Genomic DNA, 23,446 nt, shown 5'->3' with positions numbered 1-23,446 from the left:
TCGTTATGCAGCCGCGAGCAGGCTGGCGTTACCGCCCGCCGCCGTCGTGTCGACGCAGACCGCGCGCTCATGCGCATAGGCCGCAGGGTTCAGCACTTCGCTGACCAGCGGAACGATCGGCCCGGCGCGCTCGGCAATCACCTTGCGCACGATGCGCGCCGCTTCCGGCGTGCCGGAGAAGGCGACGACATCGACGCGCAGCGACCGCGCCTCGACCGGATCTGGGCGGCCATCGATCGCCGCAAGCGGCAGGCCCTTGCCGGTGAGTGCAGACAGCGCCGCCGGCGCGCCTGGCGCTACCGCCAGGACCGCGTTGCCGGCGGCGAGAGCCTGGATCGTCTGCGCAAGCAGCGTGTCGGCATCCGGCCCAAGGCAGAGCACCCGGCCGCGCGGCGAAAGCGACAGCGTGTTGGCCTCGCCGGTCGGGCCTGGCAGGTCGACCTGCCCGAAATCGAGACTGGCGGCGGCTGCAATCGCCGCAGCACCTTTGCCACGAAGATGTTTTCTCAGGATCGCCACGCGATCCGGGCGCGTCGACCAGCCGCCCAGCACCGGGTCCGGCAGATTGTCGGCAAGTTCGGTCGCCGTCACCTTGTGGCCTTCGCCTACCTCGGTGCCGGCCTCTGGTCCCTTGCGGAAGCGGCGCAGATAATGCGGCCCGCCGGCCTTGGGGCCGGTACCCGACAACCCCTCGCCACCGAAAGGTTGCGAACCGACGACGGCGCCGATCTGGTTGCGGTTGACGTAGATGTTGCCGGCGTGGATGCCGTCGACGAAATGCTGGACGCGGCCCTCGATGCGGGTGTGCAGGCCGAAGGTCAGGCCGTAGCCTTTTCGGTTGATGGCGGCAATCACTGCATCGATATCGTCGGCGTCGAACGTCGCGACATGCAGCACCGGGCCGAACACCTCGCGCTCCATCTCCTCGATGCCCTTAACGCGGAAGACATGCGGCGCGACGAAGCGGCCATTCTTCGGCGTCTCCAGTCTGGCGATCAGCCGGCCCTCCAGCCCCTTCTTCGCGCAATAGTCGCTGATCGAGCCTTGCGCCTCGTCGTCGATGACCGGACCGACATCGGTCGAGATCTGCCAGGGATCGCCGACGGTGAGCGCCTCCATCGCGCCCTTCAGCATCTCCAGCATCTTCTTCTCGACATCCTTCTGGACATAGAGCACGCGCAGCGCCGAGCAGCGCTGGCCCGCACTCTGGAAGGCGGAAGCGAGGATGTCGCGCACCGCCTGCTCGGGCAGTGCCGTGGAATCGACGATCATGGCATTGAGCCCGCCGGTTTCGGCGACCAGCATGGCGTCGGGCGCCGCGGTCTCGGCGAGTTGCTTCTCGATGAGCTTGGCGACCTCGGTCGAGCCGGTGAAGCAGACGCCGGCAATGCGCGGGTCCGCGGTGAGCGGCGCGCCGACCGAGGGGCCGTCGCCCGGCAGAAGCTGGATGACATCCTCCGGCACGCCGGCCTCGCGCAGCATCTCGACGGCGCGGAAGGCGATCAGCGGCGTCTGCTCGGCGGGCTTGGCGATCACCGAATTGCCGGTGACCAGCGCCGCGGCGATCTGGCCGGTGAAGATCGCGAGCGGAAAATTCCACGGCGAGATGCAGACGATCGCGCCGCGCGCTTGCGTGCCCGCTTCGGCATTCGCCGCCTCGGCAGCGTAGTAACGCAGGAAGTCGACCGCCTCGCGCACTTCGGCGACGCCGTCGGCCAGCGACTTGCCGGCCTCGCGGGTGGCCAAAGCGAAGAACTCGGCGGCATTGGCCTCGTAAAGGTCGGCGGCGCGGTTGAGGATCGCCGCGCGCTCGGCAACCGGACGCTTTGCCCAGGCCGGCTGCGCGTCGACGGCAATGCGCACGGCGGTCGCCACCTGCTTGGCCGCCGCTTCATGCACCGTGCCGACGACCTCGTCGGGCTTTGCCGGATTGACGACCTGGCGTTGCTTGCCGTAGCCGGCGGCGCGCGTGACCGGCTTGGCATGCCAGCGGTCTGCCCCTGCAAATTCCGCCCTCGCCCTATCAATGGCCGCAAGTGTCACCGGGTCGGTAATGTCGAAACCCTTGGAATTGCGTCGGTTGGCGCCGAAGATCGCCGCGGGACGCGCGATCGCCGGGTTGGAGGCTGAACCTTGTTTCTCAACCGCCTCCAGCGGGTCGCGCGCGATCTCCTCCGGCTCGACCTCCTCGTCGGTCAACTGATGGACGAAGGAGGAGTTGGCGCCGTTTTCCAGGAGCCGCCGCACCAGATAGGCGAGCAGGTCGGAATGCGCGCCGACCGGCGCATAGATGCGGCAGCGCGTCCCTTCAGCCTTGCGCACCGTCTCGTGCAGGGATTCGCCCATGCCGTGCAGGCGCTGGAACTCGAAGGAATCGCGGTCCTTCGTCATCAACAGGATCGCCGCCACGGTGTGCGCGTTGTGGGTGGCGAATTGCGGGTAGATGCGGTCGGTCATCGACAGCAATTTTCGCGCACAGGCGAGATAGGAGGCGTCGGTATTGGTCTTGCGGGTGAAGACCGGATAGCCGGACAGCCCAAGCGTCTGTGCCCGCTTGATCTCCGTGTCCCAATAGGCGCCCTTCACCAGCCGCACCATGATCTTGCGGTCGTATTTTTTCGCCAATGCATAGAGCCAGTCGACGACGAAGGCCGCGCGCGGGCCATAGGCCTGGACGACGACGCCGAAACCGTCCCAGCCGGCGAGTTCCGGTTCGGCCAGCACGCGTTCGATGACGTCGAGCGACAGATCGAGCCGGTCCGCCTCCTCGGCATCGATGTTGAGGCCCATGCGCGAATGCCGCGCGGCGAGCGCCAGCGACAGGAGCCGTTCTGCCATTACCGGCAGCATCTTGTCCTTCTGCGCCACCTCGTAGCGCGGATGCAGTGCCGAAAGCTTGACCGAAATGCCGTGATTGTAGCGAATGTCGGGTCCGTTCGAGCCGGCGTCGAGCGAGGAAATCGCGTCGGCATAGGCCTTGTGGTAGCGCAGCGCGTCGGCTTCGGTACGAGCCGCCTCGCCCAGCATGTCGAAGGAATAGAGATAGCTCTTCTGCGTCATCGGCCGGCCGCGCCTGACGGCCTCGGCGATGGTGCGGCCGAGCACGAACTGTTCGCCCATCTCGCGCATGGCCGCCGCAACGGCCTTGCGGATGACCGGTTCGCCCAGCCTGCGCACCATGGCGCGCAGGGTGCCTTCGATGCCGCCCTCGCCTTCGTCGAGCACGCGGCCGGTCAGCATCAGCGCCCAGGTCGAGGCGTTGACGAAGATGGAGCTCGAGCTGCCCGAATGCGCCGACCAGTCATGCGGCGCGATCTTGTCGGCGATGAGATCGTCCATCGTTTCGGCATCGGGCACCCGCAGCAGCGCCTCGGCGAGACACATCAGCGCCACGCCCTCCTTGGTCGACAGGCCATAAGCCGAGAGAAAGACCTCCATCAACCGAGGGTCCGATGAGCCGCGCACCGCGCGCACCAGATCGGCGGCTCGAGCCGAGATCGCCTTGCGCTCTTCCGCCGAAAGCCCGGCCGCCGCGGACAATCGCTTCACCGCCTCGTCTTCGTCGGGCAAATAATTGGCGCGGATCTGCTGGCGGATGGCATCGAGCGGCATGTCGGGTCCATGAAAGCGAGCGTGGGCGTGCGGTCTGGCGGTCACCGGACCGAATGGCGCAAGCTAGCATAGCTCCCAACTTCCATCGATCCAAAGAAATCGACAAGATAGTTCGATTGAACTATCATATAGGATACATTCCCGTCGTTTAGACTACCAGATCGATGACTGAAGACCAATTGGACCGCATAGATCGCAACATCCTGTCCGCGCTCGGGCGCGACGGCCGGCTTTCCATGTCGGAGTTGGCGGCCAAGGTCGGCCTGTCGAAGACGCCGGTGCAAGCGCGCGTGAAGCGGCTGGAGAAGGATGGCTACATAAGGGGCTATCGCGCCATCATCGACCGCGAGCGCATGGGCGAAGGCCATGTCGCCTTCGTGCAGGTGAAGCTTTCGGACACACGCTCGGCAGCGCTCGACGCTTTCAACCGCGCGGTGCAGGGGGTATCGGAGATCGAGCAATGCCACATGATGGCGTCGAGCTTCGATTACCTGCTCAAGGTTCGCACCACCGATATTGCCGCCTATCGCCGCGTGCTCGGCGAGCGCATCTCCGCCCTTCCCCATGTCGCCCAGACCTCGACCTTCGTGGCGATGGAGACGGTGAAGGACCGCTAACCTACTCCGACAGTGTCTTCAGGAACGCCACTAACGCTGCGCGCTCGCGATCGGAAAGATCAAGCGGGTGAACCTCCGAAACGCCTTCGACGCTGGGCGCCGCCTTCGAATAATGCGCGACCACTTCGTCGAGTGACGAAAACTGCCCGGCATGCATATAGGGTGCACGTGTAGCCGCTTCCCGCAGCGAAGGCGTCTTGTAAGCGCGCACCAGCTGCTGCCCGTCCTTCACCATGAAGCGCAACTCGCGGCAGGCGCTTGCGTCCCCGTCGCGGAACTTGCCGAAGCAGTTGAAGGGATCGGCCTGGACTTGAGCCACCGCATCGACACGGCCGCGATCCGGCGGCAGGTCCTTGACCGGCGGCACGCCGGTGTTGTGGAAAGCATTGTCGGTGAAGCGCGGCCCGTTGTGACAGGTCACGCAATTGGCCTTGCCGATGAACAGCTTCAGCCCGAGGGTCTCTTCCGGCGAGAAAGCGGCATCGCCTTGCGGCTCCGCGCCGGTAGCAAGGTCGATGGCGAAGCGATCGAAGCGTGTCTGCTCAGGCTCGATCGACCGCTCGAAGGCGGCGATCGCCTTGCCGATATTGGCAAAGACGCGGTTGACGTCGTCGGCCTGGCTGGCCGGCATGGCGTTCCAAGCTGCTTTCTCGGCATCGGTGCCGAGCGGGCTGGCATTGGCCGGCACGGTGGAAAGATCGGGAAGCGGTCCGAAGATGCGCTCATAGCGCTCGCCGAACCGGTTCTTGATGTAATGCGCGAAAGCGGCGCGATTGCCGGCTTGCTCAAGCGGGTTTTCGAGCGGCGTCAGCGCTTGCGCCCAAAGGCTGTCGCGCCGCCCGTCCCAGAAGAACCAGGGATCGCGCGCCACGCCGGCCAGCGGCATGGTGCGACGGTTGGTATGGCCGACGCCGACCGCCTGCGGCAGGTCGTCCTGGAATTGGCGGTCGATCTTGTGGCAGGTCGAGCAGGACACCGTGCCGTCGCGGCTCATGCCGACATCGAAGAACAGCGTCGATCCGAGCGCCGCTGCGGCCGGCATGTCGGCATATTGGTTCGTGGTGTCCACTTTAAGCGCCGGCAGCGTGTTCAGCGCCAGCGAGGCGATGGTCTTCTTCTCGGCGTCGCTGAACTGAGGCTTGCCGCAGCCGCCAAGCAGAGCGAGCACGGCCAGAGTGGCCAGGCTTGCGACGCGGGCGAGACGCCTCATCGGCCGCTCACAGCACGATGTTGAAGACGACGGAATCGGACCCCGCCGCCGCCGAGATGGCGAAGCGCAGCTGCCACCAGCCGCTCATGGTGAATTTCACGCCGTCGATGCGATAGCGTCCCTCGCCCAGATAGTCGGTCGCCTGCGGACTGGTCGGCAGGCCGTGATTGTGTTGCGGCATGCCGCCGAAAACAGTGATCGCAGCACCCTCCACCGGGGCGCCGGCGGCGGTTTTCAGCGTCAGCAGCCAGGACTGCAGCTCGCCTTGCCGGATGACGCCGCGTTCCGGCTCGAAGCTGGCGACGAACAGGCCGCTCGCCGTCTTCTTGGAGCGCGACGTGTCGGGACCCGGCGCCGAGTGCGGCGCCGTCAGATAGACGACTGCCAGGATGCCGACCAAAAGGGCAGCCAGACCGAGACCCGCAAGAATGTAACGCCATATCGATGCCAAACCGGTTCCTCTTCGGCTGATAACGTCCCGGGCTGCGCGCAGCATCCCGCCCCGCCTGTGGGAAATCGCTTCTGGCGCAAAATTCCGCCTGCGCCAAGCATGGCGCTGCCGGTTGCAAAAAGCTACAGCAGCATCGTTTCAGGAGGAACGAGCCCCATGACCGCCAATGGTATTGCTTCGATCGGCGAATGCATGCTCGAACTGTCAGGTCAGGCAGGACCGAACTGGCGCATGGGCTTTGCCGGCGACACCTTCAACACGCTGTGGGCGCTGCATGCGCTGAGTCCGGACCGGCCGGCGACCTATGTCTCGGCCTTCGGCGACGATCCTTTCTCGCGCGATCAGATCGATTTCTTCGCCCAGAACGGTGTCGGCATCGGCAACAGCCCGGTCATTGCCGGCGCCAGGCCCGGCCTTTACGCCATCACGCTCACCGGAGCCGAACGCGCCTTCACCTATTGGCGAAGCGACGCGGCCGCGAGACAGCTCGCCTCCGATCCCGTCGCGCTGGAAAAAAGCCTTGAAAACCAGGCGCTTGTCTATTTTTCCGGAATCACCCTGGCAATTCTGGACAATGCGGCACGCAAAACCCTGCTTGCGGCCATTGCGACCGCCCGTTCGACGGGCTCTCTCGTCGCCTTCGACCCGAACTACCGCCCCAGGCTCTGGCAGAGCCGTGAAACCGCGCAGGCCGCGATCCTGGAAGCGCTCGCCGTCGCCGATATTGCGCTGCCGACCTTTCCCGACGAGCAGATGCTATTCGCAGACGAGACACCGCAGGCGACCGCAGAAAGGCTCGGGAAGCTGGTCGGCGAAGTCGTCGTCAAGAATGGCGAGCAGCCCGCGTTGATTGCCATGAACGGCGAAGCGCAGACCGTTGAGGCCGTACACGTCGCGACGCCCGTCGACACCACCGGTGCCGGCGACTCCTTCAATGGCGGATATCTTGCCGCGAGGCTTGCCGGCCATGCCCCGGCCGATGCGGCTCGGCGCGCGCACAAAGTCGCCGCCGCGGTCGTACAAGTCCGCGGCGCGCTGGCTCCATTCGAGACGTTGAGAGCTGCGTTCGACAGTTAAGCGGTATCGAAGCTTAAGCAGACATCGCTTCAATAGCGTCAAACTTTAAGGCAGGCGGAACCGGTATTCCGTAACCTGATGATAGATTTGCCCAGGCCAGAGCGTGGCCTGGGGGAAATAGGGCCGGTTCGGCGCGTCCGGCCAGGCCTGCGCTTCAAGGCAAAAGCCGGAGAACGGCTTGTAGCGGCGGCCATCCAGCCCCGGCGACGACGGCGCGACATACTGGCCGATATAGAGCTGCAGGCCGGGCTCCGTCGTCCAGACTTCCATCTCGACGCCCGAATTGGCCCCTTGCACCCAGGCCGCCTGGTGAAGCGGTCCGCGGCTGGAGGCGAGGCAGAAATTCACGTCGTAGGGGAGCTGCTCGCCTTCCGTTTCCATGCGCAGCGGCCGCGCCTGGCGAAAGTCATAGGGCGTGCCGTCGACCGGCTTCACCACGCCGGTCGGGATCATCTCGCCATCGACCGGCGTATAGGCACCGGCATTGAGCATAAGCCGGTGGTCGAGGATGTCGCCCGCGCCGCCGTCCTCGAGGTTGAAGTAGGAGTGCTGCGCCAGGTTGCACAGCGTCGGCTCCTCGCAGGTCGCGGTCAGCTCCATGCTGAGCGTGCCGGGGATCTTCAGCCGGTAGGTGCAGGTGACGTCCAGCGCCCCTGGAAAGCCCATCGTGCCGTCCGGATCGTGCAGCGTCAGCGTCACGAAATCGCGTCCGTGCAGCGAGACGGTCCATGGCCGGTGGAAATAGCCTTCCGTGCCGCCATGCAGCGTGTGCTTGCCGAGAAAATTGCGCTCCGTCTGATAGCGCTTGCCGGCGATGGTGAAGCGGCCGTCGCGAATGCGGTTGGCGAAACGGCCGACAACGGCGCCGAAATAGGCGCGATCGGTTTCGTAAGGTTCGAAACGGTCGTAGCCCAGCACCAGCGGCGCGTCGTGGCCAGTGAGCCGCAGATCCTGGACGATTGCGCCGAGCCCGATGATGTTGGCTGTCAGCCCGCCGCCGCGGATGGTGAAACGGCGAACCGGCTCGCCCGCCTGCGTCGTGCCGAAGACCTCGCCATCCTTCATCGCTGTGCCCGAAACGTCAGTTCGTTGATCCGGGGACTTTGGCCGGCTTTGTCTCGTCCAGCAAGGCAGGCAACATGCCCGCCCTGCTCCTCGGGTAAGCTGTCAGAGCCCGAGCCCGCCGATGCAGACATATTTGGTGTCGAGGTAGTCCTCGATGCCCTGATGTCCGCCTTCCTTGCCGAGGCCCGATTCCTTGACACCGCCGAACGGCGCCTCGGGCGTGGTGATCAGGCCCTCATTGACGCCGACCATGCCGTATTTCAGCCCTTCCATGACGCGGAAGGCGCGGCCGAGATCGCCGGTGTAGAAATAGCTGGCAAGGCCGAACTCGGTGTCGTTGGCCAAAGCGATGGCCTCTTCCTCGGTCTCGAACTTGAACACCGGCGCGACCGGCCCAAAAATCTCTTCCTTCATGAAGCGCATCTTCGGCGTCGCATTGGAAATCACGGTCGGCTGGAAGAACGAGCCGCCGAGCGCATGGCGCTTGCCGCCGGCGACGACCTTGCCGCCTTTCGACGTCGCGTCGGCGATCAGTTCCTCGACCTTCTCGACCGCCTTCTCGTCGATCAGCGGCCCCTGCTGCACGCCTTCCTCCAGGCCCGAACCGACCTTGAGGTTGTTGCTGGCGGCGGCGAGCTTCTCGACGAACTTGTCATAGACGCCCGCTTGCACCAGGAAGCGGTTGGTGCAGACGCAGGTCTGGCCGGAATTGCGGTATTTCGCGGTGATGGCGCCGGTGACGGCACGATCGATGTCGGCGTCGTCGAAGACCAGGAACGGCGCGTTGCCACCAAGCTCCATCGACACTTTCTTGACCGTCGTCGACGATTTCTGGATCAGGATCTTGCCGACCTCGGTAGAGCCGGTGAAGGTGATCTTCTTGACCAGCGGATTGGCGCAGATCTCGTCGCCGATCTCGCCGGCTGAGCCGGTCAGGATGTTGATGACGCCCTTGGGGAAGCCGACCTCCTCGGCGAGCGCGCCCCAGGCGAGGCCCGAGTAAGGCGTCTGCGAAGCCGGCTTGACCACCGCCGTGCAGCCGGCGGCCAGCGCCGGTCCGAGCTTGCGGGCGAGCATCGAGGACGGGAAATTCCACGGCGTGATGGCGGCGATGACGCCGACCGGCTCCTTGGTCACCAGGATGCGGCGGTCGCCCCAGGGCGACGGCACGATGTCGCCATAGGTGCGGCGGCCTTCCTCGGCGAACCACAGGATGTAGCTCGCGGCCGAACCGATCTCGCCCTTGGATTCGAACAGCGACTTGCCCTGCTCGATGGTGAGAAGCTCGGCCAGCACGTCCTGATTGTCCATCATGGCGTCATGCAGCTTGCGCAACAGCTTCGAGCGCTCGAGCGCGGTGGTCTTGCGCCAGGTCTTGAAGGCTTCCTCGGCGGCCTCGATGGCGCGGCGGGTTTCGGCCTTGCCGGCCTTCGGCACGGTGCCGATCTTGAGGCCCGTTGCCGGATTGTTGACGTCGACGGTCTGGCCGCTGTCGGCCTGCACCCATTCGCCGTTGATGAGATTGGCCTGGCGCATGAAATGGCTGGTTTTCTGAAGCATGGTCTGGCCTCCGTTCGGCGCGCTGATCGGCCGTTTTTCTGGATATTCGATGGCGTGCATGGCCGCACGCTGGCGCATTGCTCTTACCTAGGGAAAGCCCGGCAAGCAATCACAAGATGGCATATAGGGGTTGGGCCAGCAAAAGCGAGCGCGGTGGCCTTGGCCGCTATCCAAAAATATGGACGACCACCGTCAGCCAGAAGGACGTGGTGAGCACCGCGCTCGCCGTGGCGATGGTCATCTGGTTCGACGCCAGCGCCTGGCCGGTGTTGAACTGGACGGCGATGAGGTAGGAATTGATGCCGGACGGCAGCGCGGCAACGACCACGGCGACCTTGGCCGTCAGCGGCGGCAGGCCGAGCAGCCAGACCAGGAGAAGAACAACCGCCGGCATCAGGAAGAGCTTGAGCGCCGACAGCGCGAGCGCCGGCCGGACGTTGCCGGAAATGCCGAAGCGGCGCAGGCTGAGGCCCATGGCAAACAGCGCCACCGGCCCGGCGGTATCGGCGAGCGCGTCGACCAGCCGCCCGATCAGCGCCGGCAGCGGCGCGCCGGTCAGGCGCCAAGCGAGCCCCGCCAATATCCCGATGATCAGCGGATTGACGAACAGCCGCCTGAGAAAATTCCTGATGACGCGCAGCGGATGCACCGGTTCGCTGCCGCCACGGCCGAACATCTCGAACAGCACGATCGAGGCCATCATCATGATCGGCAGGTGAACCGAGACCAGCAGCGACAGCACCTCGAAGCCGCTCGCACCAAAAATGCCGAGGATGAAGGGTGCGCCGAGCAGCACGACATTGGAATAGGCCGAGGAAACGCCGCCGACGATGCCGGCGCGGGCATCGCGGCCGAAGATGCGCGTCGTGACCAGATGGCCGGCGGCCCAGGTGATGGCCACCGCGGCGAAATAGGCGCCCCACAGCGGCCACGGCGCCACGCCGTGGAAATCCGACTTCACCATCGTCTGGAACAAAAGCAGCGGCATCGCCACGTTGACGGCGAATTCGGAGATGCCCTCGCCGCTCGCCGGCTTCAGATAACCGGTGAACCCGGCGAGATAGCCGAGCGCGACGAGACTGAAGACGAAGAGGACGGTTGCGACGAGCGGAGTCATTTTTGGGGCGGAGACATTTTTCCCGTGATAGGCGAGCCCCGATCGCCGTGCAATCTCGGCCAGCGGACCGCTTGCCGCCCACTCCACCGGCCCTCTGCTTGTTTTTCAGCCCGCTTTGCGGTCCCTATATGCCAGTCATGGCCCCGGTTCTCGGGCCGCCATAGGGACTTCTCATGCTGCGACTTGCCCTGGCGCTTTTCCTGCTTGCTGCTCCGACCCTCGCCCACGCGACCGACGCGGGCTGGGCGCTGCTGCGCGACGGCGGTCACATTGTGCTGCTTCGCCACGCCTTCGTCACCGGGACGACCGACCCGGCGAATTTCGACATTGGCAACTGCGCCAGCCAGCTCAACCTGTCGGAGCGCGGCAAGCAGCAGGCGAGCCGCATCGGCGCCCTTTTCGCGGCACGCGCGGCCCCGATCGATCACGTGCTGTCGAGCCGCTACTGCCGCTGCCTCGACACCGCCCGCATCGCCTTCGAGGCCGAGCCGGAACCGTTTGCGCCGCTCGATCTGCTGAAAGTTGATCCGGCTGAGAAGGCCGCTCAGATGGAGGCGATCATGAAGGAGATCCGCGGCTACTCCGGCTCCGACAATCTGGTGCTGGTCACGCATCTGGAAAACATCGAGGCGCTCACCGGCGTCGCGCCGCGCGAAGGCGAAGCCGTGGTGGTGGCGCCGGAGGGCGACGGCCTCAAGGTGCTCGGCCGGGTCACCTTCTGACGCATCGGCCTGCACGACTCAGCGCTGTGGCTGAAATGCCACAGCCGAAAGTAGCCGCAAATCCGCCGCGACAATGCCGCTTGCGACAACCCGTCGCAGGGTCTATAGGCGCGCTCCCGGTCACGAAAACCGAAGCGAGCACAACGGTTGGAGCTTTCGCCTCCGCCCGCGCAGACGGCCTTGCCGCTCTGTGTACGGAGCCGTTTCGGAGTGTTGGGCCTTGCGGGTGTAGCTCATGGAGAGCGTCGGGTTTGGGCCCGGAGGCAGGGTTCGATTCCCACACCCACGACACGGATAGCTCAGTTGGGTAGAGCATCAGACTCATAATCTGACGGCCGAAGGTTCGAATCCTTCTCCATTTGGCCTGATAAGCCAAGGCACCCTTTTACGGTGTTATCTGAAAAACGGTCCGGGGACCGGAATGCGAGGATTTCACGGACGGCAGGGCTTCGGCCGCGCCGGCCCGCGATGTCCTGCGCCATCGGCTCGCGGCCAGGCCCGCGGTGACGATCAAGGCGCGGCGACGCCGGCCAAAGGAGGCTTCGGCCTTCGGCGCCCGCTTCGCCGCCCCGCGATCCGCTCCCGAAGGCCCGTCGCTTGGCGATGCCACCGGCCTCCGGATCATTCGTGCCCGGAAAAGGAAACGAGAAACGAAAGGACGCTTCGACGCATGACGTGACGCCTCGCATGGGGCCATGCCCGACAGGAGTAAAGACAATGAAGACCATTCTCGAAAAGCTTCTCGGACGCCAGCGCGTCCTCGTGAAGGAAAATGAGCGTGCCGTCGCCCTCTACAAGGGCGAGATCCAGGCTGTCCTGATGCCGGGCGAACATTGGCTCGCCAACCGGCGCGGCAACCTCGAAGTCTCCAGGCATGACCTGAAGAACCCGGAATTCGTTTCGGCTTACGAGAAGGCGTTGTTCGACAAGCTCCCGGATGTGGCCGCGCGTCATTTCACCGTCGTTCGCACCGGGCGCACCGACATTGCCGTCGTCGAGCGCGACGGCGCCCTCCACGCCGTTCTCGTTCCGGACCGCAAGCTCGTGCTGTGGACGGATGCCGGCCCGTGGAAGGTGACGTCCGTCGACACCGCGGCCGATCTGGCCGTCGATCCGGCCTTGATGCGCCGGATCGGCCAGGCCCGGAAGGCGGAACACATGTTCCTGCATCCGGTCGTGGACGGCCAGGTCGGGCTGCTGTTCGTGGACGGCGTCTACGCCCGCACGCTTGCGGCGGGCGTGCACGCCTTCTGGAACGTCGGGCGCATGGTCCAGGTGAAGGTCGTCGACCTCAAGCGCCAGTCGCTCGATGTCGCCGGACAGGAAATGCTGACCAAGGATCGCGTGACGATCCGCGTCAACATCGCCGCCGAATACCGGGTCGTCGATCCGGTGACGGCGGTGAGCACGGTGAAGGACTTCTCCGAAGCCCTCTACCGCGCCCTGCAGTACGCCTTCCGCAAGACGCTTGGCGCGCTCACGCTCGACCAGATCCTCGACAAGAAGGTCACGGTCGACGAGGAGGCGGCCGCCAAGGTGCGTGCCGACATGGCCGCGATCGGCGTCGAGGTCAGCGATATCGCGCTCAAGGATGTCATCCTGCCGGGCGATATGCGCGAGATCCTCAACCAGGTGGTTTCGGCCGAGAAGCAGGCCGAGGCCAACGTCATCCGCCGCCGCGAGGAGACGAACGCCACGCGTTCCCTCCTCAACACGGCCAAGGTGATGGCCGAGAACCCGGTGATGCTGCGGCTGAAGGAGCTCGAGGCTCTCGAGGCCATCGCTGGCAAGGTCGAGCGCCTGACCGTCCACAATGGTACGGGCGGGCTGCTGAACGACCTGGTCAAACTCCGCGAAGGCTGATGCATGTCGCCCAAAAGTGGTCCCGGTTTTGGGGCAACGACATGCATCGAAACAAAGACTGACGTTAGGCCAAATGGAGGGGCCGCCGGTTTAACGGGCGGCCCTTCTTGCGCTCCAAAAGCCGGCATCCCATCTGCGCCCGGCGTATCAGGCCTTTTCCTGCCCGGAAAAACCGATTAGACAGCGCCCAAACAAAGATGCGGACAGATTCCGCCCGCAACCGAAGGAAGAGCCCTTGTCCACCACGTTCGAGAAAGTCGCCAAGATCATTGCCGACACCAGCGAGATCGATATCGACACCATCACGCCCGAAAGCCACACCATCGATGATCTCGGCATCGACAGCCTCGATTTCCTCGACATCGTCTTTGCCATCGACAAGGAATTCGGCATCAAGGTGCCGCTGGAGAAGTGGACGCAGGAGGTCAATGACGGCAAGGCCTCGACCGACGACTACTTCGTCATGAAGAATCTCTGCGCCAAGATCGACGCGCTGGTCGCGGCCAAGGCCGCCTGATGCCGGCTGGGTCGCGGTCTTGACGCGCCCAGCGCATGACCCCGAAAATCGGCACCGATTTTCGGAAAGGATCATCCGCAAAATCGAAAGCAACCTGACCCACAACATCCGCTCATGAGTTCCCACGACGTCGTCATCACCGGCATCGGCCTTGTCTCTTCGCTGGGAGAGGGTCCGGATGCGCATTGGCAGAAGCTCACCCAGCCGGGCCTTGAGCCGGTGCTCGACGCTACGCGCTTTGCGCCCTACACCATCCATCCCCTGCCCGAGATCGACTGGAACCTGCAGATCGCCAAGCGCGGCGACCAGCGCCAGATGGAGACCTGGCAACGGCTCGGCACCTATGTTGCCGGGCTGGCGTTGGATGATGCGGGCATCAAGGGCAATGATGAGCTCAGCACGACCATGGACATGGTGGTGGCGGCCGGCGGCGGCGAGCGTGACGAGGCTGTCGACACCGCGATCCTCGCCGCTTCCGAGAGCCGCAACGACCGCGACGTGCTGCTCAACGAGAAGCTGACCACGGAATTGCGGCCGACGCTGTTCCTCGCCCAGCTCTCCAACCTGCTCGCCGGCAACATCTCGATCGTGCACAAGGTCACCGGCTCGTCCCGCACCTTCATGGGCGAGGAAGGCGCCGGCGTCTCGGCCGTCGAGACCGCCGCCGCGCGCATCCGCTCCGGCCAGTCGACGCATGTCCTGGTCGGCGGCGCCTTCCAGACCGAACATTCCGACATGCTGCTGGGCTACGAGCTCGCCGGCTATCTGCATCGCGGTCCCTGGAAGCCGGTCTGGCAGCGGCAGGGGGCGGAAGGCGGCGGCGTGGTGACCGGCTCCGGCGGCGCCTTCCTGGTGCTCGAACAGCGCGAGCACGCGGTGAGCCGCGGTCGCAAGATCTACGCTGAGCTCGGTCCCGTGGTTTCCGGTCGGGCCAGGCGCCGTCGCGGTGAGTTGAATGCCGAGATCGCGGCGCTGCTGAAGCAGGCATCGCTGCCCGCCGGCGAATTGCTGACGATTTCCGGGACCTCCGGCGCCCATGCCGCCACCGCGGCCGAGAAGGAAGCGTTCGACGCGAATCCGGCGCTTGCCGTGCGCGCCTTCTCGACGCTGACCGGCCACATGAAGGAAGCGCAATTTCCCTTTGCGGTTGCGCTTGCCGCGCTCGCCGTCGACCGCAAGGCCCCCTACCCTGTCTTCGATGCCACAGCGGAGCGGCCATTCGAGGGCGCCCCCGGTTCCGTCCTTGCAACGGCGATCGGCTATCACCAATTCGAGGGGCTGGGGCTGATCAAAGCCGCTTAGACCGAGGCAATAAAACATGGCCAATCTCCGCAATCACATGGGCAGGCCGATCGTTGCCGTGACCGGCATCGGCGTCGTCACCTCGCTGGGCGTCGGCAAGACCGACAACTGGGCGGCGCTGACCTCGGGCAGATCCGGCATCCATCCGATCACCCGCTTTCCGGTCGATCACCTGAACACCCGCATCTCCGGCATGGTCGATTTCCTGCCCTCGAGCTCCAAGGGTGCCAGCCCCCTCACCTACGAATTGGCCGAGACAGCGGCTCAGGAGGCAGTATCGGAAGCTGGCCTCGATTCCGGAGATTTCGGCGGACCGCTGTTCCTCGCTTCGCCGCCGGTTGAGCTCGATTGGGCCGACCGCTTCTCGCTCTACAATTCCGACAAGCAGGAAAGCGGTTCCGAAAGGCTGCTGAGGGTCGCTCGCGGACTGAAGGAGCTCGACATCTTCGAGACCACGCAGTTCGGCTCGATCGCCGACCGCCTCGCTGACCGTTTCGGCACGCGCGGCCTGCCGATCACGCTGTCGACCGCCTGCGCTTCTGGCGCCACCGCCATCCAGCTCGGCGTCGAGGCGATCCGGCGCGGCGAATGCGACAAGGCGCTGTCGATCGGCGCCGACGGTTCAGCCACAGCCGAGGCGCTGATCCGCTTCTCGCTGCTCTCGGCGCTCTCCACCCACAACGACATTCCAGAGAAGGCATCAAAACCCTTCTCCAAGGACCGCGACGGTTTTGTCCTTGCCGAAGGCTCCGGCGCGCTGGTGCTGGAGTCGTTGGAGGCAGCACTTGCCCGCGGCGCGACCATCCTCGGCATCATGCGCGGCTGCGGCGAAAAGGCCGACGACTTCCACCGCACCCGGTCCAAGCCCGACGCTTCGCCGGCGATCGCCACGGTGCGCGCCGCCCTTGCCGATGCGGGCCTCAGCGAGGACGAGATCGACTACGTCAACGCGCACGGCACCTCGACGCCGGAGAACGACAAGATGGAGCATCTGTCGCTGTCGACCGTGTTCGGCGAGCGGATCGGCTCGGTGCCGGTCTCGTCGAACAAGTCGATGATCGGCCATACGTTGTCGGCGGCAGGCGCGGTCGAAGCCGCCTTCTCGCTGATGACGATGCGCGAAAGCGTCATCCCGCCGACGATCAACTACGACAATCCCGATCCGGCGATCGTGCTCGACGTCGTGCCGAACAAGAAGCGCAATGCCGAAGTCGGCACGGTTCTGTCGAACTCCTTCGGCTTCGGCGGCCAGAACACCTGCCTTGTCATGGCGCGGGAACCGGTCTAAGCGGACTTTTTTCCGCGTCCACAGCACCGACAGGCCAAATGCGCGCATTGCAACTTATCGAGGACCGCCGCCTTGAAACGGTGGACCTGCCGCCTCCCCCGCCGCCTTCGCTGGGCGAAGTGACTCTCCGCATCAAGGCGGTGGCGCTCAACCATATCGACGTCTGGGGCTGGCGCGGCATGGCCTTCGCCAAGCGCAAGCTGCCGCTGGTCGTCGGCGCCGAGGCCTCCGGCGAGGTCGAGGCGATCGGACCTGGTGTTTCCAACCTCCTGCCCGGGCAGTTGGTGTCGATCTATGGCGCGCGCACCTGCGGGCTCTGCCGCGCCTGCCGCGAAGGCCGAGACAATCTCTGCGAGCATGTCTCCGGCGTCCACGGCTTCCACCTCGACGGCTTCGCGCAGGAGAAGATCAACCTGCCCGCGCGGCTGCTGGTGCCCGCTCCGCCCGGCGTCACCGAAATCGGCGCGGCGGTCGCGCCCGTCACCTTCGGCACCGTCGAGCACATGCTGTTCGACAACGCGAAGATCGAGCCCGGCGAGACCATTCTCGTCCATGCCGGCGGCTCTGGCATCGGCACCGCCGCCATCCAGCTGGCGAAGCGCATGGGTTGCACGGTCATCACCACGGTCGGATCGAACGACAAGATCGACAAGGCGAAGGCGCTTGGCGCCGACCACGTCATCAACTATCGCGAGGACCGTTTCGAAGGCGTGGTGCGCAAGCTGACCAAGAAGAGGGGCGTCGACGTCGTCTTCGAGCATGTCGGCGCCGACACCTTCGCCGGCTCGATGCTGTGCTTGAAGCGCGGCGGCCGTCTCGTCACCTGCGGCTCGACATCCGGCGTGTCGACGCAGATCAACCTGATGCAGCTTTTCCAGCAGCAGTTGAAGCTGCTCGGCTCCTTCGGCTGCCGCATGGAGAACATGGCCAATGCCATGCAGAAGATGGCGGCTGGCCTCGTTGCTCCGGTCATCGATACCGAAGTCGGCTTCGACGACATCGATGCAGCGCTGAAGCGCATGGAAGGCCGCGACGTCTTCGGCAAGATCATCCTGCGCGTTTCGTAAGGCAGATGGTCGGCAAGGTGCTCAAGAAAGCCCGCCGGGACTTCATGTTCCGCTACGGCCGGCGGCTGCGCCAGATGGAGCACTGGCTGGTGGCGCGGCTTGCCATGTCGATGATCTGGCTCCTGCGCCTATTGCCGCCGGACAGGGCGCTCAACTTCGCCGACCGCGTCGCCCGCCGCATCGGGCCATTGGTCGGGCGGCATCGGGTGGCCGTGAACAATCTGCGTCTAGCCTATCCGGAAAAGAGCGATGCCGAGATCGAGGCCATCGCTTCCGATATGTGGGGCAATATGGCCCGGCTGGCGGCCGAATACATCTTCCTCGACGCCCTCTTCGATTTCGACCCGAATGCCACCAAGCCGGGCCGGGTCGAGGTTCGCGGCATCGACCATTTCGTCGAGATAGCCGGCGAGAAGAAGCCGCATATCCTGTTCACCGGCCATCTCGGCAATTTTGAGCTGCTGCCGGTCGCCGCCGCCACCTTCGGCATGAACATCACCGCGCTGTTCCGCCCGCCGAACAACCCATACCTTGCCGACTACATCCATTCGACGCGCCGCTCGACCATGGGGGCCTGCTGCCCTCCTCGACCGGCGCGTCGTTCGCCCTCGCGGCAATCCTGGAGAACGGCGGCAATATCGGCGTTCTGGTCGACCAGAAATTCACGAACGGCGTCGAGACGACCTTCTTCGGCCGCTCCTGCCAGAGCAATCCGGTGCTGGGCATGCTCGCCCGCCACTATGACTGCGATGTCTACCCGGCGCGCTGCGTCAGGCTGCCGGGAAATCGCTTCCGCCTCGAGATCGAAGACAAGCTGACCTTGCCGCGCACCGGAGGCGGCAGCGTCGATGTCCAAGCCACCACCCAGTTGCTCGCCGACGTCGTCGAACGCTGGGTGCGCGAGGACCCCGGACAGTGGATGTGGTTCCACAAGCGCTGGGAGATGAGCGGACGGCGCCGCAAACGCGGGCGGGCCAAAGAGGTCAGTTGAGCCTTCGGGTGATATCTCAAAACGCTCAGCGCCGTTTCTCCGACTTGATCAACTCAGCCCGAGGGCAAAAGTGCCGGTGTCTGCGCAAGGAAAAGCCGCGAAGATCGCTCTTCGCGGCTCTGATTTCAGGCGACCTGAACTGGCTGAGCTATCCTAGAGCCGGATGATTTCAGGTCGAGTCGACCTGAAATCTGAATCCGGCTCTAAATCAAAGAGATAGAGCATGATGTCGTCCGAAAACCGCTCCACACTTTTCGGCATCATGCTCTAGAGGAACGGTATCGTGAAGTTGGGTCGATACGTGTCCATCGTGGCGCCGTTGCGGTCTTCGGAGAGCAGCGTATCCGAACCGAAGCTTGCCCGCAGCCCGATCACATATTTGTGGATGTTAACGCTGCCCGAACCTTCCGAGAATGTCAGGTGGTCCAGTTGATAGCGGCCAAACGCTGACCAAGGGGTCCCCGAGAACCGATAGGTAGCCTGCAACGCCGCCGTGACAGTATCGAAATGCCCGCCAAAGCCGGACAGCCGCGAGAAGCCGAGTTCACCGTCGAAGCGCAGATCGTCCTGCGCGAAATACCGCACGACGCCACGGCCGCCCCAATTATCGAAATGCTCGGATGCGCCGCCTGCCCGCAACTGGCCGTAGTAGACTTGGCCGTAGAGTGTCACATTGCCGAAATAGGCCTGCGCTTCTGGGCCCACGGTGAAAGTGTACAGATCCGCATCGCTAATAAACTCATCGCCGCCATATCCGTTGATCGTGGCAAAGCCGCCGAGCGCATACGAGCTCGGATCGCGCCAGTAGCCGTGGATCGCGCCGCCGTAGCTGTAGATGTTCGTGCCTTCGATCCAGAGCGAATCGATCACCGCATCGGTCTGGATGTTCCAGCGGGCGTCGATCGGGAAATTGATTCGAGCGGCGCCACCGGCAGTCGTGCCGTCTGCGTCGTCCCCGGGAGTCGCGAAATAAATACCGCCGAGATAAACTTCGCCATAACCTGATATATGCGGTTGGGCGAGTTCCTGGTCCAGAACAACCGGAGTGTCCGCAGCGAAAGCCGAAGTCGCCGTTGCCGCGATAGCGGCGCTCAAAAGAAATCGATACATCATAGTCCCCAAGCAGCCAGAATTAACGCTTCGTATTTACCACCGCCGCGTCATGCAAACCAGCTTCGGCGATGATCAGTGACAGAGTAAACCGTTGTTTTTCGAGGCATGTGAGACATTGCTGCAACGCCCCGAAAGGACTGGCCGCAGGCAGCAATTGCTGCCTGCGGCCATCAGCGAGCCTTTTCCGGCCGTTTCAGTCGGTGACAACGATCCGCGTGTTGCCGAAGCCGATTTCCTTGACCATCGAGTAGAAAGTTGCGGCATTGACCGTGTGCAGGCGCACGCAGCCATGCGAGGCTGGGCGTCCGAGATACTTTACGGCGCCCGTGCCGTGGATGGCATAACCGCCGCGGAAGAACACCGAATAAGGCATCGGAGACATCTCGTATTTACGCGAGTACCACATCCGGGCCGTCCACTGCGGACGATAGCTGCCGCGCGGCGTGAAGTAGCCCTTGCGCGCGGTCGATACGTTCCAGCGGTAGAGCACCTGACCATATTTGCTGACGGTCATCGTCTGCGTGGAAACGTCGATGTTGGCGACCAGCGAGGCCGCCCGGCCGGCAAAAGATGTGCCAAGCAGCGCGGTTGCCAGCACGGCTGCCATGAGAACGGACTTCTTCATGCGATCAAACCCCTTCGATTGCCCCTTGCCATCACGTGGTTCTTTTCCATCATTTTGCCGGCAGGTGCGTTAAGTACCACACACTCCTTGACGAAACCGCCAATCCGATGCGGCGAATTTGAATGATTTTCCCGCCATAGTTGCCGGCACGACACGCACGCCCGAAGGTTTAGCCGGTCTTGGGCCATACGCGACCGTTATGTGGCAATGAGCGACTGGTTGCTTGCAAAAGCACCGAGTTCCTCCTTCAATCCGCCGCATGAATGAACGACTCCTCAAGGCCATTGATGACCGGGTCGACGACCTGGTCGCGCTGACCGCCGACCTGATCCGCTTTCCGACCGTCAATCCGCCCGGCGAGGCCTATCGGCCATGCGCAGAATATCTTGGCGCCCGCATGAGGAAGCTCGGCTTCGAGACCGAGTTCATCCGCGCCGAAGGCACGCCCGGCGACACCGACCGCTACCCGCGCGTCAACGTCGTCGCCCGGCTCAAAGGCCGCTCGCCCGGAGCCTGCGTGCATTTCAACTCGCATATCGATGTGGTCGAGGCCGGCGAAGGCTGGACGGTCGACCCCTTCGCCGGCCTGGTGAAGGACGGCAGGGTCTATGGCCGCGGCGCCTGCGACATGAAGGGCGGGCTCGCCGCTTCAGTCGTCGCCGCCGAAGCGTTCATGGAGGTCTATCCCGACTTTCCCGGCGCCATCGAGATATCGGGCACGGTCGACGAGGAGTCCGGCGGCTTCGGCGGTGTCGCGCATCTGGCCAAGCTCGGCTATTTCTCGAAGCCGAAGGTCGACCACGTCATCATTCCGGAGCCGCTGAACAAGGACCGCATCTGCCTTGGTCATCGCGGCGTCTGGTGGGCCGAAATAGAAACCAAAGGCGAGATCGCGCATGGCTCGATGCCGTTCCTCGGCGACAATGCGGTGCGCCATATGGGCGCCGTGCTGCAGGCCTTCGAGGACGAACTCTTCCCGGCGCTCGACCGCAAGGTGACGCGCATGCCGGTGGTGCCCGAGGGCGCCAGGCGCTCGACCATGAACATCAATTCGATTCATGGCGGCCAGACCGAGGATTTCCGGCCGGGACTGCCCTCGCCCAACGTGCCGGATTCCTGCCGGCTGACCATCGACCGCCGCTTCCTGCTCGAGGAAGAGCTGGCCACGGTCAAGGGCGAAGTCACCGGCATCCTCGAACGGTTGAAGCGCGAGCGGAAGAAATTCGACTACGAAATCCGCGACCTGATGGAAGTGCTGCCGCTGATGACAGAGCGCGACGCGCCGGTGGTGAAGGCTGTCGCGCAAGGCATCATGGAAATCTTCGACCGCGAGCCGGACTACGTGATCTCGCCCGGCACCTATGACCAGAAGCACGTCGCCCGCATCGGCCACATCTACGACTGCATTGCCTACGGCCCCGGCATTCTCGATCTCGCCCACCGGCCGGATGAGTGGGTCGGTATCGCCGACATGGTGGAATCGGCCAAGGTCATGGCGATCGGCCTCAACGTGCTGCTGCGCGGTACGGCTGATTGATCAGGAAAAACATTTCTCCCGGCGCTGCCCGGCAGCACGAAACGCAATTTACTCGCAAGGCAAATCAGGCTTCTATCCGCCGGGTTTGCGCAAAATCTCAGCCCATGGGAGTTCAGCGATGAAATTGTGGAAGACCATTTTCGCCGCGGCCGTGCTGTCATTCGCCGCCGCCGCGTCGGCGTTTGCGGCGCGCACCGATCTCGTCATCGGTATTCCGCTCGAACCCCCGCATCTCGATCCGACCGCCGGCGCCGCCGCCGCGATCGACGAAGTGCTCTACGCCAATGTCTTCGAGGGCCTCACCCGCGTCGGCCCGAACGGCGAGGTTCTACCCGACCTTGCCGAAAGCTGGACCATCTCGGATGACGGCAAGACTTACACTTTCAAGCTGCACACCGGCGTCAAATTCCACGACGGCAGCGACTTCAGCGCTGACGACGTGAAATTCTCGCTCGACCGCGCCCGCGCGGACAATTCGGTCAATGCGCAAAAGGGCCTGTTCGCGCAGATCGACAAGGTCGACGTCGTCGACCCGGCCACCGTCAAGGTGACGCTGAAGAACCCGCAAGGCTCCCTCCTCTACAATATGGGCTGGGGCGACGCGGTGATCGTGTCGCCGAAATCGGCCGACGCCAACAAGGAAAAGCCGATCGGCACAGGCCCCTTCAAGTTCCAGAACTGGGCCAAGGGCTCATCGATCACGCTTGTGAAGGCCGACAATTATTGGGGCGCGCCGGTGTTCCTCGACAAGGTCGAGTTCCGCATTGTTCCGGACGCCGCCGCCGCCGTGCCGGCGCTGCTCTCCGGCGACATCCAGGCCTTTCCCTTCTTCGATCCGGACAGCGTCTCCCAGGTCAAGGACGACCCGCGTTTCAAGGTGGTGATCGGCGCGACCGAAGGCGAGACGATTCTTTCGATCAACAACAAGAAGCCGCCCTTCGACAAGCTGCAGGTCAGGCAGGCGATCTCCTTCGCGCTCGACCGCAAGGCGATCATCGACGGCGCTTCGGCGGGCCTCGGCGTGCCGATCGGCTCGCATATGTCGCCCGCCAACAAGGATTATGTGGATCTCACCGGCCTCTATCCGCACAATGTCGACAAAGCCAAGGAACTGCTCAAGGAAGCCGGTCTCGAAAACGGCTTCAAGGCAACGCTGAAGCTGCCGCCGCCTTCCTATGCGCGACTCGGTGGCGAGATCATCGCCTCCGAGCTGCGCGAAGTCGGCATCGACCTGGAGATCATTCCGGTCGAATGGGCGCAGTGGCTGGATCAGGTCTTCACCAAGAAGGACTATGACCTGACCATCGTCTCGCATACCGAGCCGAACGACATCGATATCTATTCGCGCAAGGACTATTACTTCAACTACGACAACCAGACCTTCGACAAGATCATCGCCGACCTCAACCTCACCTCCGACGAAGCCAAGCGCAAACAACTGCTCGGCGAAGCGCAGAAGATCCTGGCAGACGACGCCGTGGTCGGCTTCCTGTACGAGCTGCCGAAGGTCGGCGTCTGGGACGCCAAGCTGCAAGGCCTGTGGGAGAATGCACCGATCCAGGCCAACGATCTGACCAAGGTGAAGTGGACGGATTGACGGCCTAAAGGCGAACTTTGCGCTCCGTCACACCCCCCTCTGCCCTGCCGGGCATCTCCCCCACAAGGGGGGAGATTAGCAACTTCACCCTTGCCGCCAGTCCTGCAACGTTGGC

At 64.2% G+C, this 23,446-nt stretch carries 18 protein-coding genes, 1 tRNA gene and 1 pseudogene; 12 read left to right on the top strand and 8 right to left on the bottom strand.

Annotation, left to right across the window (positions count from 1 at the left end; translation table 11 throughout):
• Positions 1 to 3 precede the first annotated feature (3 nt).
• Positions 4 to 3,612 (bottom strand): bifunctional proline dehydrogenase/L-glutamate gamma-semialdehyde dehydrogenase PutA, encoded by a 3,609-nt coding sequence (putA, locus tag EJ071_RS21540; RefSeq protein ID WP_126099685.1) that lies wholly within the window; start codon positions 3,610 to 3,612, stop codon positions 4 to 6.
• Between the two features lie 164 nt (positions 3,613 to 3,776).
• Between putA and EJ071_RS21535 the strand changes: the two genes are divergently transcribed.
• A complete protein-coding gene (locus EJ071_RS21535; RefSeq protein WP_126099684.1) occupies positions 3,777 to 4,229 on the top strand; it encodes a winged helix-turn-helix transcriptional regulator in 453 nt (150 codons plus the stop codon).
• A gap of 1 nt (position 4,230) precedes the next feature.
• On the opposite strand, the gene EJ071_RS21530 is transcribed toward EJ071_RS21535, so the two are convergent.
• Positions 4,231 to 5,439, bottom strand: coding sequence for a cytochrome c peroxidase (locus tag EJ071_RS21530; protein WP_126099683.1), 1,209 nt, complete (start codon positions 5,437 to 5,439; stop codon positions 4,231 to 4,233).
• Between the two features lie 7 nt (positions 5,440 to 5,446).
• On the bottom strand, positions 5,447 to 5,890 hold the full coding sequence (locus EJ071_RS21525; RefSeq protein WP_126099682.1) for a FixH family protein: 444 nt from the start codon (positions 5,888 to 5,890) through the stop codon (positions 5,447 to 5,449).
• 156 nt (positions 5,891 to 6,046) lie between these two features.
• On the opposite strand from EJ071_RS21525, the gene EJ071_RS21520 reads away from it, so the two are divergent.
• Positions 6,047 to 6,967, top strand: coding sequence for a sugar kinase (locus EJ071_RS21520; protein WP_126099681.1), 921 nt, complete (start codon positions 6,047 to 6,049; stop codon positions 6,965 to 6,967).
• 45 nt (positions 6,968 to 7,012) lie between these two features.
• On the opposite strand, the gene EJ071_RS21515 is transcribed toward EJ071_RS21520, so the two are convergent.
• From EJ071_RS21515 to EJ071_RS21505, 3 genes are all read right to left on the bottom strand, one after another.
• Positions 7,013 to 8,032, bottom strand: coding sequence for an aldose epimerase family protein (locus EJ071_RS21515; RefSeq protein WP_126099680.1), 1,020 nt, complete (start codon positions 8,030 to 8,032; stop codon positions 7,013 to 7,015).
• Between the two features lie 102 nt (positions 8,033 to 8,134).
• Positions 8,135 to 9,592, bottom strand: a complete 1,458-nt coding sequence (locus EJ071_RS21510; protein WP_126099679.1) for an NAD-dependent succinate-semialdehyde dehydrogenase — start codon at positions 9,590 to 9,592, stop codon at positions 8,135 to 8,137.
• A 166-nt stretch (positions 9,593 to 9,758) separates the two neighbouring features.
• Positions 9,759 to 10,709, bottom strand: a complete 951-nt coding sequence (locus EJ071_RS21505; RefSeq protein ID WP_126099678.1) for an AEC family transporter — start codon at positions 10,707 to 10,709, stop codon at positions 9,759 to 9,761.
• A gap of 173 nt (positions 10,710 to 10,882) precedes the next feature.
• On the opposite strand from EJ071_RS21505, the gene EJ071_RS21500 reads away from it, so the two are divergent.
• From EJ071_RS21500 to EJ071_RS21460, 8 genes and pseudogenes are all read left to right on the top strand, one after another.
• Entirely contained in the window at positions 10,883 to 11,431 is a 549-nt protein-coding gene (locus EJ071_RS21500) for a histidine phosphatase family protein (RefSeq protein WP_126099677.1), read from the top strand.
• A 292-nt stretch (positions 11,432 to 11,723) separates the two neighbouring features.
• Positions 11,724 to 11,789: transfer RNA gene (locus tag EJ071_RS21490), tRNA-Ile, on the top strand.
• Positions 11,790 to 12,148: 359 nt separating this feature from the next.
• Entirely contained in the window at positions 12,149 to 13,294 is a 1,146-nt protein-coding gene (locus tag EJ071_RS21485; RefSeq protein WP_126099676.1) for a slipin family protein, read from the top strand.
• Between the two features lie 235 nt (positions 13,295 to 13,529).
• The gene (locus tag EJ071_RS21480; RefSeq protein WP_027167184.1) at positions 13,530 to 13,811 is read left to right on the top strand and encodes an acyl carrier protein; all 282 of its coding nucleotides are present in this window, start codon (positions 13,530 to 13,532) and stop codon (positions 13,809 to 13,811) included.
• A 114-nt stretch (positions 13,812 to 13,925) separates the two neighbouring features.
• On the top strand, positions 13,926 to 15,113 hold the full coding sequence (locus EJ071_RS21475) for a beta-ketoacyl-ACP synthase (RefSeq protein ID WP_126099675.1): 1,188 nt from the start codon (positions 13,926 to 13,928) through the stop codon (positions 15,111 to 15,113).
• Positions 15,114 to 15,129: 16 nt separating this feature from the next.
• Positions 15,130 to 16,401 (top strand): beta-ketoacyl-ACP synthase, encoded by a 1,272-nt coding sequence (locus EJ071_RS21470; protein ID WP_126099674.1) that lies wholly within the window; start codon positions 15,130 to 15,132, stop codon positions 16,399 to 16,401.
• Between the two features lie 38 nt (positions 16,402 to 16,439).
• A complete protein-coding gene (locus EJ071_RS21465; protein WP_126099673.1) occupies positions 16,440 to 17,468 on the top strand; it encodes a zinc-binding dehydrogenase in 1,029 nt (342 codons plus the stop codon).
• Positions 17,469 to 17,473: 5 nt separating this feature from the next.
• Positions 17,474 to 18,459, top strand: a pseudogene (locus EJ071_RS21460) (lipid A biosynthesis lauroyl acyltransferase).
• Between the two features lie 267 nt (positions 18,460 to 18,726).
• On the opposite strand, the gene EJ071_RS21455 reads toward EJ071_RS21460, so the two are convergent.
• Together EJ071_RS21455 and EJ071_RS21450 are read right to left on the bottom strand one after the other, a co-directional pair.
• Positions 18,727 to 19,572, bottom strand: coding sequence for a hypothetical protein (locus EJ071_RS21455; protein WP_126099672.1), 846 nt, complete (start codon positions 19,570 to 19,572; stop codon positions 18,727 to 18,729).
• 193 nt (positions 19,573 to 19,765) lie between these two features.
• Entirely contained in the window at positions 19,766 to 20,197 is a 432-nt protein-coding gene (locus EJ071_RS21450; RefSeq protein WP_126099671.1) for a L,D-transpeptidase, read from the bottom strand.
• Between the two features lie 259 nt (positions 20,198 to 20,456).
• On the opposite strand from EJ071_RS21450, the gene EJ071_RS21445 reads away from it, so the two are divergent.
• Both EJ071_RS21445 and EJ071_RS21440 read left to right on the top strand, forming a co-directional pair.
• Positions 20,457 to 21,734, top strand: coding sequence for an acetylornithine deacetylase/succinyl-diaminopimelate desuccinylase family protein (locus EJ071_RS21445; RefSeq protein WP_126099670.1), 1,278 nt, complete (start codon positions 20,457 to 20,459; stop codon positions 21,732 to 21,734).
• Between the two features lie 118 nt (positions 21,735 to 21,852).
• Positions 21,853 to 23,331, top strand: a complete 1,479-nt coding sequence (locus EJ071_RS21440) for an ABC transporter substrate-binding protein (RefSeq protein ID WP_126099669.1) — start codon at positions 21,853 to 21,855, stop codon at positions 23,329 to 23,331.
• Positions 23,332 to 23,446: the final 115 nt, after the last annotated feature.

Source organism: Mesorhizobium sp. M1B.F.Ca.ET.045.04.1.1 (assembly GCF_003952465.1).
Taxonomy (GTDB): Bacteria; Pseudomonadota; Alphaproteobacteria; order Rhizobiales; family Rhizobiaceae; genus Mesorhizobium; species Mesorhizobium shonense.
Note: the sequence above shows the minus strand (reverse complement) of the source record. Positions and strands in the feature narration are given on the sequence as shown.

Excerpts from the sequence above, each read along its gene's own strand:
- EJ071_RS21440 (WP_126099669.1), top strand. The coding sequence starts at position 21,853 with ATGAAATTGTGGAAGACCATTTTCGCCGCGGCCGTGCTGTCATTCGCC.
- EJ071_RS21510 (WP_126099679.1), bottom strand. The coding sequence starts at position 9,592 with ATGCTTCAGAAAACCAGCCATTTCATGCGCCAGGCCAATCTCATCAAC.
- EJ071_RS21520 (WP_126099681.1), top strand. The coding sequence starts at position 6,047 with ATGACCGCCAATGGTATTGCTTCGATCGGCGAATGCATGCTCGAACTG.
- EJ071_RS21445 (WP_126099670.1), top strand. The coding sequence starts at position 20,457 with ATGAATGAACGACTCCTCAAGGCCATTGATGACCGGGTCGACGACCTG.
- EJ071_RS21485 (WP_126099676.1), top strand. The coding sequence starts at position 12,149 with ATGAAGACCATTCTCGAAAAGCTTCTCGGACGCCAGCGCGTCCTCGTG.
- EJ071_RS21530 (WP_126099683.1), bottom strand. The coding sequence starts at position 5,439 with ATGAGGCGTCTCGCCCGCGTCGCAAGCCTGGCCACTCTGGCCGTGCTC.
- EJ071_RS21500 (WP_126099677.1), top strand. The coding sequence starts at position 10,883 with ATGCTGCGACTTGCCCTGGCGCTTTTCCTGCTTGCTGCTCCGACCCTC.
- EJ071_RS21470 (WP_126099674.1), top strand. The coding sequence starts at position 15,130 with ATGGCCAATCTCCGCAATCACATGGGCAGGCCGATCGTTGCCGTGACC.
- EJ071_RS21505 (WP_126099678.1), bottom strand. The coding sequence starts at position 10,709 with ATGACTCCGCTCGTCGCAACCGTCCTCTTCGTCTTCAGTCTCGTCGCG.
- EJ071_RS21455 (WP_126099672.1), bottom strand. The coding sequence starts at position 19,572 with ATGATGTATCGATTTCTTTTGAGCGCCGCTATCGCGGCAACGGCGACT.
- putA (WP_126099685.1), bottom strand. The coding sequence starts at position 3,612 with ATGCCGCTCGATGCCATCCGCCAGCAGATCCGCGCCAATTATTTGCCC.
- EJ071_RS21450 (WP_126099671.1), bottom strand. The coding sequence starts at position 20,197 with ATGAAGAAGTCCGTTCTCATGGCAGCCGTGCTGGCAACCGCGCTGCTT.
- EJ071_RS21535 (WP_126099684.1), top strand. The coding sequence starts at position 3,777 with ATGACTGAAGACCAATTGGACCGCATAGATCGCAACATCCTGTCCGCG.
- EJ071_RS21465 (WP_126099673.1), top strand. The coding sequence starts at position 16,440 with ATGCGCGCATTGCAACTTATCGAGGACCGCCGCCTTGAAACGGTGGAC.
- EJ071_RS21515 (WP_126099680.1), bottom strand. The coding sequence starts at position 8,032 with ATGAAGGATGGCGAGGTCTTCGGCACGACGCAGGCGGGCGAGCCGGTT.
- EJ071_RS21475 (WP_126099675.1), top strand. The coding sequence starts at position 13,926 with ATGAGTTCCCACGACGTCGTCATCACCGGCATCGGCCTTGTCTCTTCG.